The 15,666-nt window shown below is 70.0% G+C and carries 14 protein-coding genes; 7 read left to right on the top strand and 7 right to left on the bottom strand.

Translation table 11 applies throughout. The features are described from left to right. The first annotated feature begins 46 nt into the window (after nt 1-46). Nucleotides 47-754: a hypothetical protein gene (locus ACIBL4_RS37095; protein WP_399416214.1), complete on the top strand. Its 708-nt coding sequence runs from the start codon at nt 47-49 to the stop codon at nt 752-754. A 31-nt stretch (nt 755-785) separates the two neighbouring features. Here ACIBL4_RS37095 and ACIBL4_RS37090 read toward each other — a convergent pair whose 3' ends face one another. Further along, on the bottom strand, nt 786-1,415 hold the full coding sequence (locus tag ACIBL4_RS37090; RefSeq protein ID WP_399416213.1) for a TetR/AcrR family transcriptional regulator: 630 nt from the start codon (nt 1,413-1,415) through the stop codon (nt 786-788). Nucleotides 1,416-1,649: 234 nt separating this feature from the next. Between ACIBL4_RS37090 and ACIBL4_RS37085 the strand changes: the two genes are divergently transcribed. The 4 genes from ACIBL4_RS37085 (at nt 1,650) to ACIBL4_RS37070 (ending at nt 6,018) form a co-directional block, all read left to right on the top strand. Continuing rightward, complete coding sequence (locus ACIBL4_RS37085) at nt 1,650-2,627, top strand: tetratricopeptide repeat protein (protein WP_399416212.1); 978 nt, start codon at nt 1,650-1,652, stop codon at nt 2,625-2,627. A gap of 622 nt (nt 2,628-3,249) precedes the next feature. Then, the gene (locus ACIBL4_RS37080) at nt 3,250-3,894 is read left to right on the top strand and encodes a DUF6230 family protein (RefSeq protein WP_381042078.1); all 645 of its coding nucleotides are present in this window, start codon (nt 3,250-3,252) and stop codon (nt 3,892-3,894) included. 188 nt (nt 3,895-4,082) lie between these two features. Next, nucleotides 4,083-4,667, top strand: coding sequence for a DUF6114 domain-containing protein (locus ACIBL4_RS37075; protein ID WP_399416211.1), 585 nt, complete (start codon nt 4,083-4,085; stop codon nt 4,665-4,667). Nucleotides 4,668-4,758: 91 nt separating this feature from the next. Then, complete coding sequence (locus tag ACIBL4_RS37070; protein ID WP_399416291.1) at nt 4,759-6,018, top strand: hypothetical protein; 1,260 nt, start codon at nt 4,759-4,761, stop codon at nt 6,016-6,018. Nucleotides 6,019-6,122: 104 nt separating this feature from the next. Here ACIBL4_RS37070 and ACIBL4_RS37065 read toward each other — a convergent pair whose 3' ends face one another. The 5 genes from ACIBL4_RS37065 to pta all read right to left on the bottom strand — a co-directional run bounded on the left by ACIBL4_RS37065 (nt 6,123) and on the right by pta (nt 12,866). Further along, complete coding sequence (locus ACIBL4_RS37065) at nt 6,123-6,347, bottom strand: hypothetical protein (protein ID WP_399416210.1); 225 nt, start codon at nt 6,345-6,347, stop codon at nt 6,123-6,125. Continuing rightward, nucleotides 6,344-7,006: a hypothetical protein gene (locus ACIBL4_RS37060; protein WP_399416209.1), complete on the bottom strand. Its 663-nt coding sequence runs from the start codon at nt 7,004-7,006 to the stop codon at nt 6,344-6,346. The genes ACIBL4_RS37065 and ACIBL4_RS37060 overlap by 4 nt, the downstream gene beginning before the upstream one ends. Nucleotides 7,007-8,050: 1,044 nt before the next feature. Then, nucleotides 8,051-9,478 carry a pyruvate kinase gene (gene pyk, locus ACIBL4_RS37055; RefSeq protein ID WP_399416207.1) on the bottom strand — a complete coding sequence of 476 codons (1,428 nt, stop codon included), beginning with the start codon at nt 9,476-9,478 and terminating at the stop codon, nt 8,051-8,053. A 74-nt stretch (nt 9,479-9,552) separates the two neighbouring features. Then, nucleotides 9,553-10,767, bottom strand: coding sequence for an acetate kinase (locus ACIBL4_RS37050; RefSeq protein ID WP_399416206.1), 1,215 nt, complete (start codon nt 10,765-10,767; stop codon nt 9,553-9,555). Continuing rightward, complete coding sequence (pta, locus tag ACIBL4_RS37045) at nt 10,764-12,866, bottom strand: phosphate acetyltransferase (RefSeq protein ID WP_399416205.1); 2,103 nt, start codon at nt 12,864-12,866, stop codon at nt 10,764-10,766. Before pta ends, ACIBL4_RS37050 begins: the two co-directional genes overlap by 4 nt. 235 nt (nt 12,867-13,101) lie before the next feature. On the opposite strand from pta, the gene ACIBL4_RS37040 reads away from it, so the two are divergent. Continuing rightward, nucleotides 13,102-14,127: an ATP-dependent 6-phosphofructokinase gene (locus ACIBL4_RS37040; protein WP_356924454.1), complete on the top strand. Its 1,026-nt coding sequence runs from the start codon at nt 13,102-13,104 to the stop codon at nt 14,125-14,127. A gap of 17 nt (nt 14,128-14,144) precedes the next feature. Here ACIBL4_RS37040 and ACIBL4_RS37035 read toward each other — a convergent pair whose 3' ends face one another. Beyond that, a complete protein-coding gene (locus tag ACIBL4_RS37035; protein WP_399416203.1) occupies nt 14,145-14,882 on the bottom strand; it encodes a helix-turn-helix domain-containing protein in 738 nt (245 codons plus the stop codon). Nucleotides 14,883-15,068: 186 nt separating this feature from the next. On the opposite strand from ACIBL4_RS37035, the gene ACIBL4_RS37030 reads away from it, so the two are divergent. Then, entirely contained in the window at nt 15,069-15,518 is a 450-nt protein-coding gene (locus tag ACIBL4_RS37030) for a PPOX class F420-dependent oxidoreductase (protein WP_399416202.1), read from the top strand. Nucleotides 15,519-15,666: the final 148 nt, after the last annotated feature.

Below are 15,666 nucleotides of genomic sequence, written 5' to 3'. Positions count from 1 at the left end.
GTGTCCCTGCCGGTCCCGATCGTCTGAGAGAAAACCGATGAGAACGATGGCAAAAGCGGCCGCCCTCCTCACGGGCGCGGTCCTCGTGACCACCACGGCATGCAGCACCGACTCGGGAACCGGCCATGCAAAGGGCGCGAGGACGGGCAATGCCGCGACTTCCGCGTCGGACCACGGCCAGGACGGCGGCCCCGCGAGGACACCGGGCAAGGAGGAGCTCGACCAGGCCGTCTTGGAAGGGACCGTCGCCGGCTACGAGGTGAAGAAGCTCGCCGCGCGGGACATCCCGCTCGAGGGCGGCTACGCCGTGGACCGCAAGGAGTGCGCCCCCCTCGGTGCGCTGATCGGTGGCCACCTTCCGGTGAACCCGTTGAGCGAGGTGTATCGGACGGTCAAGCCGGTGGATCCGAAGAACGCGACGGTGGGGAACGTATGGCTGTCCGCGTACGACGGTGAAGATGCCGGTCGGGTGATCGACACCCTCAACACCGCCGTCGACGGATGCGAGGGGTCCTTCACCACGGCCGGGCTGACCTATCACTCGGTCGAGCGCATCAGCCCGGCCGCGCCGGGAGAGGCCGCCTTCCGGGTGACGGGTGATGCGGGCAAGCAACGGATCACCATGAACTACCGGGTGGTGCGCGCCGGGAGCGTGGTTGCGGGCTTCTACGGGGTGAACATGCTGGATCCCGAAACCGGGACGATTCCCGACGCCGTTGTGGACGCACAGCTCGAACGGCTCCGCAGGGGCTGATCCGACGAGCCCGGGGACGCGGCTCGTCGGATCAGCCGGTGCCCTCCGCCCATCCCGCCAGGCCCAGCAGCAGCGCCCGCGTGAAATGGCGTACCCACTCCTCGTCCGCCGGTTCCGCACTCACCAGGGTGCGGTGCACCACCGCGCCCGCCACCATGTCGAAGATCAGGTCGGCTGTGCGCGCGGCCTGCTGCGGATCGGTTTCTGCGGGGAGCTCGCCGCGCCGCTGGGCACGGGCGCGGCCCTCGAGAACCAGGCGTTTCTGTCGGTCGACGATGGAGGCGCGGATGCGTTCCCGGAGGGCGTCGTCCTGTGTCGACTCGGCGACCACTGCCATCAGGCCGCTCTTCGCCTCCGGGCGGGCCAGGATGGCGGCGAACTGCAGGACGACGCCCTCGATGTCCGCCGCCAGTGAGCCGCTGTCCGGGAGCTGAAGTTCGTCGAAGAGCTCCGCGACCGCGTCGACGACCAGTTCGTTCTTGCCCGCCCAGCGGCGGTACAGCGTCGTCTTCGCAACCCCGGCGCGCGTCGCGACGTCTCCCAAGGTGAGCTTGGACCAGCCCAGTTCGACCAGCGCCGCCCGCGTCGCGGCCAGGATCGCGGCGTCCGCCGTGGCGCTGCGCGGGCGCCCGGTGCGGCTGGCTGGGCTGCGACTCGGCATGACATGACCATAAACCGGCGTTTCCCGTGCGGCCGTGAGGGAGATCACCGGGGGGTGGTGTTCCGGCGGCGGGGTGTGGCGTTACGCTACGACTCGTAGCGAAAGCCCGTGAGGGACGTACACGGGCTCGAGCGACCTGGCGTGGGGTGGGGACCCGGCGCCGAAGGGCACCCGACCGGCTTGGCTTTCACACCGTTTTTCACACGCGCGCGCAGTACGGGGGAGGATAGACGCATGCAGCCACGGAACATGTCCATGAGCGGAGTCGTCGACCTCGCCGCGGTGAAGGCGGCCCAAGAGGCCAAGGCGAAGGCGGAGCAGGCGCGTGCGCAAGCCGCCCGGGAGGGTGGCACGGGGGCGATCTCCCCGGCCGATCTCGTCATCGACGTCGACGAGGCGGGATTCGAGAGGGACGTCCTCCAGCGGTCCGCCGAGGTGCCCGTCGTCATCGACTTCTGGGCCGAGTGGTGCCAGCCCTGCAAGCAGCTGAGCCCGGTCCTGGAGCGGCTGGCCGTCGAGTACAACGGCCGCTTCCTGCTCGCCAAGATCGACGTCGACGCCAACCAGATGCTGATGCAGCAGTTCGGCGTCCAGGGGATCCCGGCGGTGTTCGCGGTCGTCGCGGGGCAGGCGCTGCCGCTCTTCCAGGGGGCCGCCGGCGAGGCGCAGATCCGGCAGACACTGGACCAGCTGGTGCAGGTCGCCGAGCAGCGCTTCGGCCTGACCGGCCTCGCCGTCGACCCCGAGGCCGAGCCGGGCGGTGGCGCCCAGGCGGCCCCTGAGCGGCCGGCCGGCCCGTACGACGCGCTCCTCGAAGCCGCCGTGCAGGCGCTGGACTCGGGCGACCTGAGCGGTGCCGTCCAGGCCTACAAGAACGTGCTGAGCGAGGACCCGGGCAACGAGGAGGCCAAACTGGGCCTCGCCCAGGCCGAGTTGCTCCAGCGGGTGCAGGGCGTCGACCCGCAGCAGGTGCGCAGGGACGCGGCCGAGAAGCCGGCCGACGTGCAGGCGCAGATCACCGCCGCCGACCTGGATCTGGTGGGCGGCCACGTGGAGGACGCCTTCGGCCGGCTCATCGAGACCGTGGGGCGCACGGTGGGTGACGACCGTGACACCGTACGGATGCGGCTGCTGGAGCTGTTCGAGGTGGTCGGACCCGAGGATCCGCGTGTGATCGCGGCCCGCAGGGCCCTGGCGCGGGCCCTGTTCTGACCAGTCGTTAAACACACGGGCCTGTGGCGCCCGTGTGAAGGATTCACCGACAGGACGTCACCGCGGCCGCGCTTTACCAAAACTTGGTAATCGCGGCCGCTGTTACTACGAGTAAGTCATGGGCGTTGATCTGTCGGTTTCTGTCCAGCGATCAACAGCTTTGTACCGCCGTCCGGCACCACCCTGTGTCGCCGTCCGAGACCGGGGGGTCGTTGTTCGGTTATCCCGCCGTTACTAGCCAGTAACGAACCCCCTTGTGCGGGCGGCGAGAATGCACCACGATCGGCCACGCTCGGTCCATTCCCGTACCCCGGCAGCCGGTTGGGTCGCGGGACATCCAGGGTCCCCACCGAGCAGAGCCGGCGGCAGTGGCGCCGGCTCTTGGACAGGGGGGTCTTCGCCCACCCGGCGAAGCCTGTCCAGCAGGGTTGTGCGTGATGCGTGTCAGGCGCGACCAGTGGTTGTCGCTCGGGGGTGATCGCCGGTGATTCGGGCGCTAGTTGCGCCGCCGAGTGCAGGCGCTCTCCTTCCCGAGGACGTAGCACTTCTCCCATCCCTGCACGGCTGAGCCGCGATTCGGGGCGAGCCAGGTCAGGAGATGTACGTCCGAGAAGGAGGAAATATGGAGTCCCAGGTGCGTGGCGGGACCAGATGGAAGCGGTTCGCTGTGGTGATGGTGCCCAGCGTCGCCGCTGCGGCATGTGTGGGTGTCGGGCTGGCGCAGGGTGCGCTGGCCGCGTCGTTCAGCGTCTCCGGTCAGCAGTTCAAGGTGAAGGCCTCTCACCTGCACGGTGAGGGTTTCGCCCAGTACGGCGGAATCGACACCGTCTACGCCTCGACCGAGGGCAAGGAAAAGAAGCCGGTACCGGTGGCGATCTCGTCGTTCGACGACGCGACGATCACCAAGATGTGCCAGTCGGTCGCGACACCGATCCCCCTCATAGGCAAGACGGTCTACCTCCGTCTTGAGGCGGGGAACAACCCCAAGAAGCCGGTCACGGCCAAGAACCTCTACATCGACGTCGCCCAGCTCGACGCCGATGCGAAGTTCAAGAACATCGACATCGGCGTCGCGGTCAAGGACAAGACCCGCGGCCCCGACGTGAAGCAGGGCGAGAACGTGCTGCCGGGCGGCTTCGCCCAGCAGGCCGAGTCGGCCGACCTCACCAACGTCGAGCAGACGGCGTGGGCGACCACGGCTGGCACGTTCACGCTCAACGGTCTGTCGATGCGTCTCGGCACGGACAAGGGCATGGAGTGCTTCTGACGGCCTCCGTGTCACGGGCACCGCGGGGTGGCTGAGCCGCCCCGAAGGGGCGGGGAGCCATGGTTTCCCGCCCCGCGGGCCTGGCCCGGCCGTCCGCCGGGCACCTTCACAGACTCACAACTTCCGGCTACTGAACGCCTACTTCCGAGCCGGTACGTACCTCCACCGGACCGAGGGAGCTGTTTTCCATGAGTGCCGAGACTCCGGTCCAGAGCGCCGGGACCTTCACCCGGCTGCGTCGGCGATTCCGTGACTGGCGGGGCAGCCGGCCGTTCTGGGCAGGGCTGTTCACCATCCTCGGCGGGGTGCCGATCGCCTACTTCCCCTACGCCACCCTGAAGCTGGGGACCATGTCGCTCACCATGGCGACCACCGCGGGTGCCGGCTCCCTCATCATCGGGGTCCTGCTGATCACGCTGGGTCTGACCATGTGGTTCCAGCAGGCGACGCGGGTCTTCGCCGGTGTCGCGGCAATCATCCTCGCCCTGGTGTCGCTGGTGGTGTCCAACATCGGCGGCTTCCTCATCGGCTTCCTGTTCGCGCTGTTCGGTGGTGCGCTCGCGGTCTCCTGGGCGCCCGGCAACGCGGAGGGTGTCGAGGGGGGACGGCACAAGCCCGGTCGCGGACCGGCCGGAGAAGGTGCCGTGGAACCCACGCCCCAAGGCGCCGGCGATGAGCCGGTCGCGCCGCAGACGCCGCACGAGACCGGCGACGGTGGTCCGGCGGACGGCGTCCGGTCCGAGGCCCGAAACGGGGGGTACCGTGTCGGCTGACGCACGCGACCAGTTGCCCGAGACCCCGGTTCGGGCGAGAACGGGGCCTCGTCACGCGGCTCCCAAGAAGCCGCTGTTCACCCGGTTCCAGATGCCCGCCGGCAAGGCGATAGCCATGGCGGCGATGCCCACCGCGGTCCTCATGGGCATGGGATTCACCCCGACGCTCGCCCTCGCCGACGACCAGCCGTCGACCTCGAACAGCCTGAAGGCCGACGAGTACAAGGACTGCGTCGCGGCGCTGGAGGGCGACAAGGACAAGGACGGCGCCTCCCCCTCGCCCTCGACGAGCGGTGGCGAGGAGGACGGCAAGAAGGACGAGAACACGTCCGAGCCGACTCCCTCGACGCCCGCGGGCGGCTCGGACGCGGACAAGGACCCCGCGGAATCGTCCGGTTCCTCGGATTCAGGTTCCGACGACACGGGCGGCAAGACCGAGCCCACGCCGACCCCTTCGCCCTCCTCGGGCACCTCGGGCGAGGACGACGCGGCATCGCCGAGCCCGTCGCCGTCCCAGAGCGACCGCAACGTGCTGGAGGACATCGGCGACGCGATCGGCGGCATCTTCGACGGCGGCAAGTCCACCGAGAGTCCGAGCCCCACGCCGTCCGCGTCCGCCTCGCCGTCCGGGGACACGGACGAGCCCGTGGACACGAGCAAGTCCCCGGACGCAGGCGAGGACGCCCCGTCCGACACCGTCAAGGAGACCACCGACAAGGTCACCGACACGGCGAAGGACACCGTGAAGGACACGGCCGGCACGGCGTCGAAGGCGGCCGAGGACACCACCGGGGCCGTCGAGAAGGCGGCCGAGGACGCGGCCGGGGAGGCCACCGCCTCTCCCAGCCCGTCCGCGAGCCCCTCCGTGGACCCCGAGGACTGCCCGGCCGCCACGGACGCCGAGGGCGGCGTGGACAACGAGCTCCTCGTGCCCGACGAGCCCTGGCGTCTGGAGGCCAGCTCGCTGACGCTGAAGGGTGCCGACTACCAGGGCATCGTCGAGGTGAAGACCGCGAGCGGCGCCACCAAGAAGGTGCTGAAGTACGTCATCAACGACGGGACCGACATCGGGGACCTGCACCAGCTCGTCACGGACAAGCAGTCCGGCAAGACCCACCACGTCCAGGCCGCCAAGGGGTCGACGTCCACGATCACCGACGGCAAGACGGTGATGTACACGGAGAGCATCTCCGGAAACCTGCTCGGCCTGATCCCGGTCACGTTCGACCCGGAGCACCCGCCGCCCCTGAACATCCCGCTGATCTACTTCACCAACGTGAAGGTCACCCAGGCCGGCCAGTTCGGCGGCACGCTGACCGTGCCGGGGCTGCATCAGTACACCACCGACTGACGCCGCCTCCGAGGCCTCTCCGGGAGCCGCAACAGACTGTGCCCCGCCGGGTTCGACCCGGCGGGGCACAGACGCGTTTTCTGCCGGTGGGCGGGTGCCCAGGGTCAGTCGTCCTCGCCTTCCTCGTCCTCTTCGTCGTCGTCGAAGCGCGGCAGGACGTCGGTGTCCATGCCGTACTCGCCGAAGAGGTCGACCAGGGCTCTGGTCATGGCGTCCAGACCGCCTTCACGGACGATCACGAGGTCAGGGATCCGCAGGTACAGGCCGTCGGCGCACTCGCCGGTGGTGGACCGGTCGTCCATCACCTCGGCGATCTTCCGAAGGGTCATGAACGTCGCGGTCCACCCCTTGCCGCCACGGGCGCGGACGACCGCGTCGACGTCCTCGACAGTGTCGGCGTCACCGTCGCCTTGGCGGCGTTCACCGCGGTCTGGGTGGCCTTCGCCGCCGCCTGGGCCGCTGCGTACGAGGCCTTGACGACCTGCACCGACTGCTGGGTGTACAGCAGCCCCCGGCCGCGCGGCGTCTTGGCCGCGTCAGCGATGGCGTACGCGTCGTTCTGCGCCGTGGCGGCCTGTCCGGAGGCCGTCTTGGCGGCGGCCACCGCCTTGTTGGCCAGCGACAGCTGCTCCGCGGCCCGCTTCTGGGCGTTGGCCAGGTCCGTCTTGGCCTGGGTGAACACCGCTTCCTTGGGCCGGTGGATGTTGTCCTTGGGCTGGCCCGCCCAGTACTTCTGCCACAGCAGGATCTGCTCGGCCAGCCACGCCTGCCCGATGGACTCGATCATCGCCTCGGTGGCCTTGCGGGCCTCGGCCGACGCGGTCGCCTCGGCGGCCATGACGGTGGCCCGGGGCTTGGCCTGCGCGGCGTACTCCGTCTCCCACTCCTGATGTGCCGTCAGGACCGCCGGGGTGAGGATTCGCCGGGCGTCGACGGGGTTGTAGCTGTCGCAGCCGCCCCAGGCGACCTTGAGGGCATCGACCTCCATGCGGTACTCGGCCGAGCCCTCCCAGCGGCTTGGTGACGAAGCCGCCGTGGCGCAGGAAGGACGCGACATCACTGGCGGTGGTCCAGTTGTAGGGGCCGCGGACCTCGGTGTCCCCGAACATCGCGTCGGCCGCGAAGTCGTTCCAGTCGTCCTGCCCCTTGATGTCGGCGGCGACCTTCTTCGCCTGGTCGACCGAGGCCTTGGTGGGCACGCTGCGGCCGTCCTGTCCGAGCCGGCCGTACAGGTCCCGTTGCGGACCGAGCGTGAAGGCTACGACGTCCGCGTCGAACTCGGGAGCGTGGTACTCAGTGCCCGAGGTCCAGCCCGTCTGCGCGTAGATCTTGTTGGCCGTCTCCCAGCGCGTCTTGCGCTTGCGGGACTGGTCCAGGTAGTCGATGACCCCGTCGTTGTCCTTGCTGCGGGCGTCCCCGAGGGTGCCGAGGCCCACCTGGTGCCCTTCCAGGGCCCCGGTGAGTTCGGTGTCGGTGCCGTTGAGGGCCTTGGCGGCCGCGGCCTTGAGGGCGGGGCCGCCGATGTGCAGCGCCGTACCGGCCACGCACCGGTTCGTCCGGGCGTCCACCCCGAGACTGATCCGGAACTGGCCGGCGTCCGGGTCCTCGGCGGGCTCGTCGGCCCGGGCGGGGGCCGCGTACACCAGCCCCGTCAGTACGGCGGATGCCGCCACCAGCGCGGTGCCGGCTAACCCCCTTGAGCGCAGGGCTCTTCGCATGTCGTCGCCTGTCCGCTGGATGAATGGTCGACCCAGGAGGAGGGCAGGCGGGCATGGCTGCGCGGCAGGCGTGGTCGGTCTGCCAGCAGGTGACTTCCGTCAGGAGATGTCCATGTTGGACTGATATGCTCGCGCGCTGGTCAGGCACGCGTCCCCCGCACCCTCTCCCCAAGGGCTTCACGAGAGTTACACAGGAAACGGAAGAGGGGTAGAGGGATTTTCAGTGGCCAGGGCCACCTACGAGACGAGGGCGCCCCCCGGAACTCAGGGGGCGCCCTCGGTGTCGTAAAGGGGCCTTCACGGCCCTTGCCGGGTCAGCTCTTGGCGCCGCCCAGGTGGTGGACGCGCACCATGTTGGTGGTGCCGGGGACACCGGGGGGCGAGCCGGCGGTGATGACCACGATGTCGCCCTCGTTGAAGCGGTTCAGCTTCACCATCTCCTGGTCCACCAGGTCGACCATCTCGTCGGTGCTGTTCACGAACGGCACGACGTGCGGCTCCACGCCCCAGCTGAGCGCGAGCTGGTTGCGGGTGGACTCGTCCGTGGTGAAGGCGATGATCGGCTGGACGGCGCGGTAGCGGCACAGCCGGCGGGCGGTGTCGCCGGACTGGGTGAAGGCCACCAGGCCCCGGCCGCCGAGGAAGTCGGCGATCTCGCAGGCCGCACGGGCCACCGAACCACCCTGCGTACGCGGCTTCTTGCCCGGGACGAGCGGCTGCAGGCCCTTGGACATCAGCTCCTGCTCGGCCGCCGTGACGATCTTCGACATCGTCTTGACGGTCTCGATCGGGTACGCGCCCACGCTCGACTCGGCGGACAGCATGACCGCGTCGGCGCCGTCCAGGATCGCGTTGGCCACGTCGGAGGCCTCGGCGCGGGTCGGACGGGAGTTGGTGATCATCGACTCCATCATCTGGGTCGCCACGATCACCGGCTTGGCGTTGCGCCGGCACAGCTCGATCAGGCGCTTCTGCACCATGGGGACCTTCTCGAGCGGGTACTCGACGGCGAGGTCACCACGGGCGACCATCACGCCGTCGAACGCCATCACGACGTCCTCCATGTTCTGCACCGCCTGCGGCTTCTCCACCTTGGCGATGACCGGGACGCGGCGGCCCTCCTCGTCCATGATGCGGTGCACGTCCTGGACGTCCTTGGCGTCCCGGACGAACGACAGCGCGACCAGGTCGCAGCCCATGCGGAGCGCGAAGCGGAGGTCCTCGATGTCCTTCTCGCTCAGCGCGGGCACGTTGACGGCCGCGCCGGGCAGGTTGATGCCCTTGTGGTCGGAGATGACGCCGCCCTCGATGACGATCGTCCTGACCCGGTGGCCCTCGACCTCGGTGACCTTCAGCTCGACGTTGCCGTCGTTGATGAGGATCTGGTCGCCCTTGGTCACGTCGCCGGGCAGGCCCTTGTAGGTCGTCCCGCAGATCGTCTTGTCGCCGGGGACGTCCTCGGTGGTGATGGTGAACTCGTCACCGCGCACCAGCTCCACGGGACCCTCGGCGAAGGTCTCCAGACGGATCTTGGGGCCCTGGAGGTCGGCGAGGACCCCGATGGCCCGGCCGGTCTCCTTGGCGGCGGCACGGACCCGGTCGTACCGGCCCTGGTGCTCGGCGTGCGAGCCGTGGCTGAAGTTGAAGCGGGCCACGTTCATGCCGGCTTCGATCAACGCGACAAGCTGCTCGTGGGAGTCGACCGCGGGGCCGAGAGTACAGACGATTTTCGAACGGCGCATGGGGGCGATCCTATCGGTTTGTTTCGCAACGGAATATTCCGTCAGGCGGAAAATACAAAAGGGCGGGATGCCGCTCAGGTGTGATTCCCCGAACCAATTACCAGCGCGTAGGTCTGTGTCGCGATCTCCAATTCCTCGTCAGTAGGGACCACCGCCACCGCGACCCGGGCGCCCTCGGGCGAGATCAGCCGTGCCTCGTCGCCGCGCACGGCGTTGCGCTCGCCGTCCACCGCGAGGCCCAGCTCCTCCAGGCCCGCCAGGGCCGCCTCCCGCACGGGCGCCGCGTTCTCGCCGACGCCGGCGGTGAAGGCCACCGCGTCCACCCGTCCGAGTACGGCGTAATAGGCGCCGATGTACTTCTTCAGGCGGTGAATGTAGATGTCGAACGCCAGCTCCGCCTGCTCGTCGCCCTCGTCGACGCGGCGGCGGATCTCCCTCATGTCGTTGTCGCCGCACAGTCCGATCAGACCGCTCTTCTTGTTGAGAAGAGTGTCGATCTCGTCGGCGGACATTCCACCAACACGCATCAAATGGAAGATGACGGCCGGGTCCATGTCTCCCGAGCGCGTACCCATCACGAGCCCCTCCAAAGGCGTCAGCCCCATGGAGGTGTCCACGCAGCGACCGCCCCTGACGGCCGAGGCGGACGCCCCGTTGCCCAGGTGCAGCACGATCACGTTCGTCTCGGCGGGGTCCTTGCCCAGCAGCTTCGCCGTCGTCCGGGAGACGTAGGCGTGGGAGGTGCCGTGGAAGCCGTAGCGGCGGATGCGGTGCTCGTCGGCGGTCTTCACGTCGATCGCGTAGCGGGCGGCCGACTCCGGCATGGTCGTGTGGAACGCGGTGTCGAAGACCGCGACCTGCGGCAGGTCCGGGCGCAGGGACTGCGCCGTGCGGATGCCGGTGAGGTTGGCCGGGTTGTGCAGCGGGGCCACCGGGATGAGCCGCTCGATCTCGGCGAGCACGGCGTCGTCGATCACGGTCGGCTCGGTGAAGGACTTGCCGCCGTGCACCACCCGGTGCCCGATCGCGGCCAGTTCGGGCGAGTCCAGGCCGAGGCCGTCCTTGGCGAGTTCCTCGGCCACGGCCTTCAGGGCGGCGTCGTGGTCGGCGATCGCCCCGCCGCGCTCCCGGCCCCCGCCGCCGGCCGGGGTGTGCTTCAGGCGCGAGGTCTGCTCGCCGATGCGCTCGACCAGACCCACCGCCAGCCGGCTGTTGTCGCGCATGTCGAGCAGCTGGTACTTCACCGACGAGGAGCCGGAGTTGAGGACGAGGACGCGGGTGGGGCTCACTGGGCGGTCGCCTTCTCGCTCGGGGACGGGGCGGGGGACTGGGCCTGGATCGCCGTGATGGCGACCGTGTTGACGATGTCCTGGACGAGGGCGCCCCGGGACAGGTCGTTGACCGGCTTGCGCAGGCCCTGCAGCACCGGGCCGACGGCGATCGCGCCGGCCGAGCGCTGCACGGCCTTGTAGGTGTTGTTGCCGGTGTTCAGGTCGGGGAAGATCAGCACGCTCGCCTGCCCGGCGACCTCGGAGCCGGGCAGCTTGGTCGCCGCGACCGACGGCTCCACGGCGGCGTCGTACTGGATCGGGCCCTCGATCCTCAGGTCGGGACGGCGCGTGCGCACCAGCTCGGTCGCCTCGCGGACCTTGTCGACGTCGGCGCCCGAGCCGGAGGTGCCCGTGGAGTACGACAGCATGGCGATCCGCGGCTCCACGCCGAACTGCTCGGCCGTGCTCGCCGACTGGATGGCGATGTCGGCGAGCTGCTGGGCGTTCGGGTCCGGGTTGACCGCGCAGTCGCCGTAGACGAGGACCTTGTCGGCCAGGCACATGAAGAACACCGACGAGACGATGTCGGCGTCCGGCTTGGTCTTGATGATCTCGAAGGCCGGGCGGATGGTCGCGGCCGTGGAGTGCACCGAGCCGGACACCATGCCGTCGGCGAGGCCCTCCTGCACCATCAGCGTGCCGAAGTAGTTCACGTCCGAGACCACGTCGTACGCCAGCTCCACGGTGACGCCCCGGTGTGCCCGCAGGGCCGCGTACTTCTCGGCGAAGGCGTCGCGCAGGTCGGAGGTGGCCGGGTCGATCAGCTGGGACTCGCCGAGGTCGATGCCGAGGTCGGCGGCCTTCTTGCGGATCTGGTCGACCGGGCCGAGCAGGGTCAGCTCGCACACGCCCCGGCGCAGCAGCACCTCGGCGGCGTGCAGCACGCGCTCCTCGGTGCCCTCGGGCAGCACCACGCGGCGCAGGTCGGAGCGGGCCTGCTCCAGCAGCTTGTGCTCGAACATCATCGGCGTCACGCGGTCGCTGCTCGGGGCGGAGACGCGGCGGGCGAGGTCGGCGGTGTCGGCGTACCGCTCGAACAGGCCGAGCGCCCGCTCCGCCTTGCGCGGGGTGGCCGCGTTGAGCTTGCCCTCCAGGGAGAACAGCTGCTCGGCGGTGGGGAAGCTGGTGCCGGCCACCGACAGCACCGGGGTGCCGGGGGCGAGGCGGTCGGCGAGGGTGAGGATGTGGTCGCCGGGCACCTCGTCCAGGGTGAGCAGCACGCCCGCTATCGGCGGGGTGCCGGCGCTGTGCGCGGCGAGCGCGCCGACGACCAGGTCGGCCCGGTCGCCCGGGGTGACGACGAGGCAGCCCGGGGTCAGGGCGCCCAGGAAGTTCGGCAGCATCGCGCCGCCGAAGACGAACCCGAGCACGTCCCGGGCCAGCCCCGAGTCGTCGCCGAGGACCACCTTGGCGCCGAGGGTGTGGCCGATCTGCGAGACGGTCGGGGCGGACAGCGCGGGCTCGTCGGGCAGGACGTAACACGGCACGGGGAGCCGGGAGTCGAGCTGGGCGGCGATCTCGTCGCGGTCCTCGCGGGCCACCCGGTTGGTGACCATGGCCAGGACGTCGCAGCCCAGCGTGTCGTAGGCCCGGTAGGCGTTGCGCGTCTCGGCGAGCACCGACTCGACGGTCTGCTTGCGGCCGCCCACGACCGGGATCACGGACGCGCCGAACTCGTTCGCCAGCCGGGCGTTGAGCGACAGCTCGTCCGGGAGCTGGGTGCCGGCGTAGTCGGTGCCGAGGACCAGGACCACGTCGAAGTCGCGGGCGACCAGGTGGAAGCGGTCGACGAGCGTGGACACCAGCTCGTCCGTGCCGGCCTCGGCCTGGAGGGCGGACGCCTCGTGGTAGTCCATGCCGTAGACGGTCGCCGGGTCCTGGGTGAGCCGGTAGCGGGCGCGCAGCAGCTCGAAGAGGCGGTCGGGGCCGTCATGGACGAGGGGACGGAAGACGCCCACCCGGTCCACCTGCCGGGTGAGGAGCTCCATGACCCCCAGTTCGACGACCTGGCGGCCGTCGCCGCGGTCGATGCCGGTCACGTACACGCTGCGGGTCACGCGCGCTCTCCGTTTCGTCTCGAATGGGGGTACACATCAAGCGGTACACATCAAGCCAACGGCTATCCAGCCACGGGCACAAAAATCGCCCACCGAGGTGAGCAGAACCCTCTTGACAATACCTCCGTCGGTAGATAAGGCGCCCGTCAGCCTAGGGGTGCGACGCCGGGCTGGGGAGCGTGAAACAATCGGCAGAGGCTCACCGGTATCAACAGCGAGCAGGAGACACAGCACGATGCGTATCGGAGTTCTCACCGCAGGCGGCGACTGCCCCGGCCTGAACGCCGTGATCCGGTCGGTCGTGCACCGGGCGGTCGACAACTACGGCGACGAGGTCATCGGCTTCGAGGACGGTTACTCGGGGCTGCTGGACGGCCGCTACCGCGCCCTCGACCTGAACGCGGTCAGCGGCATCCTGGCCCGCGGCGGCACGATCCTGGGGTCGTCCCGGCTGGAGCGCGACCGTCTCCGTGAGGCCTGCGAGAACGCCTCCGACATGATCCACGAGTTCGGCATCGACGCGCTGATCCCGATCGGCGGCGAGGGCACGCTGACGGCCGCCCGCATGCTGTCCGACGCGGGTCTGCCGGTCGTGGGCGTCCCGAAGACGATCGACAACGACATCTCGTCGACCGACCGCACGTTCGGCTTCGACACGGCGGTCGGCGTCGCCACCGAGGCGATGGACCGCCTGAAGACCACCGCCGAGTCCCACCAGCGGGTGATGGTGGTGGAGGTCATGGGACGCCACGCGGGCTGGATCGCGCTGGAGTCCGGCATGGCGGCCGGTGCGCACGGGATCTGCCTGCCGGAGCGGCCGTTCGACCCCGCCGACCTCGTGAAGATGGTCGAGGAGCGCTTCGCCCGCGGCAAGAAGTTCGCGGTCGTCTGCGTCGCCGAGGGCGCCCACCCCGCCGACGGCACCATGGACTACGGCAAGGGCGCCATAGACAAGTTCGGCCACGAGCGCTTCCAGGGCATCGGCACGGCACTCGCCCACGAGCTGGAGCGACGGCTCGGCAAGGAGGCCAAGCCGGTCATTCTCGGCCACGTCCAGCGCGGCGGCTCACCCACCGCCTACGACCGCGTGCTCGCCACGCGGTTCGGCTGGCACGCGGTGGAGGCCGCGCACCAGGGGCAGTTCGGCAGGATGACCGCGCTGCGCGGGACGGACATCGTGATGGTGCCGCTCGCGGAGGCGGTGACCGAGCTGAAGACGGTGCCGAAGGACCGCATGGACGAGGCCGAGTCGGTCTTCTAGAGCGGCCGGGTCGGGCCCTAGGCCGGGCTCTTCTGGATCCGCGTCCAGAAGTGCTCGACGATCCGGTCGAGGAACTCGCGGGCGGTGTCGCCGGCTTCCCTGGCGCCGCCGCCCCAGCTCAGGGTGGCGGCCATGTGCCCCTGGTAGTCCTGGTGCAGCCCCTGGAGGGCGCCCTCCAGGAACGGCCGGTCCAGGGGCACGACCTTGGCCACCGGACGCACGTAGGCCTGCCAGCGGGTGGTGACCGCGTTGCGCAGCAGTTCGCCGAGCTTGGCGTCGCGGCCCGTGACGGTGACGAAGTCGGGCAGGCGGAGGCCGAGCAGATCGGCCAGGGCGGCGGACTGGCGGTCGGTGCCGCGCCAGGTGTCGGTCTCCTCCATCCGCAGATAGGCGTGGAGTTCATGTCCCACGGCGCGGGCCACGTCCTCGGGGGCGAAACCGCGGGCGATGCGGTGCTCGCGCAGGGTGCGGGGTCTGCCGATGAGTTCGCCGGGCGAACACCACAACACCCCCGCGAGTGCGGTGAGTTCTGAGCCGGAAGGGGCCGCAGCCCCGCGTTCCCAGGCCCTGACGTGGTCCGGGGTGATGTGGGGGTGCCCGTAGGAGACGCGTATGTCGTGGGCGACGTGCTCGGGTGTCATGCCGAGGGCCGCGCGCAGCCGGCGGGCGGCGGGGGCGTTGAAGGGCGGGGGTGTCGGGGTGGCGGGCACGGAGTGGGGTGCGGGCTGGCTCGGGCGGGCTGAAGGTCGGCGCACGGGCGACACGCTAGGGGCGCGGGGCTGTAGTGACTACGGTCTGTTCGGCCAGGATCACGGATTGTAGGAAGCTACGGCTACCGGCGGGTTCGACCGGGGCTGAAGATCGTCTGTCGGCCGGGGAGCGGGAGCGGCGAGGATGGCGCCGGGCCTGGCGAGCGCGGGCCCGGAAAGGCGGCCACTCGGATGAACGGCAAGCTCAAGGGGCATATTCGCGAGCGTCTCCTCGCGAAGAACTTCTGGCATCTCGCGACGGTGGGTGCGGACGGTGCGCCCCAGGTGTCGCCCATGTGGGCGGACATCGAAGGGGAGTACGTCATGGTCAACACGTCGATCGGGCGGGTGAAGGAAGAGAACCTGCGGCGCAATCCGTACGTTTCGCTGTCCCACCACGACCCCTCCAACCCGTACGACCGGGCGGAGATCCGGGGGAAGGTCGTCCGGTTCGTGGAGGGCGAGGAGGCGGAGCGGGCGATGGACCGGCTCGCGCGGAAGTACCTCGGGGAGGAGCGGTATCCGTGGCTGCTGCCCGGGGAGCGCCGGGTAATGCTGCTGATCGAGCCGACGCGGGTGCGGAGGCTGGAGGGCGTGGAGCCGTTCCGGGCGGGGGTCCTGCCGGACGGGGCGGCCGACTGAGGGGCGCAGTGCTTGGCTGGGCGGGTCGGACAGGTCCGACCCGCCCCTTTCGTTCGCGGTGCCCCATCTGCTCTGCGCGCTCAGCGACGCCGCGAGACGGGCGGCGGTCTTCTCGCCCGCTCGCTGTTTGATCAAGCCTTCCTTGGCG

It is taken from the genome of Streptomyces sp. NPDC050416 (assembly GCF_044458845.1).
Classification (GTDB): Bacteria; Actinomycetota; Actinomycetes; order Streptomycetales; family Streptomycetaceae; genus Streptomyces.
The sequence above is the reverse complement of the archived record's forward strand: the minus strand, read 5'-3'. Positions and strand labels throughout refer to the sequence as shown.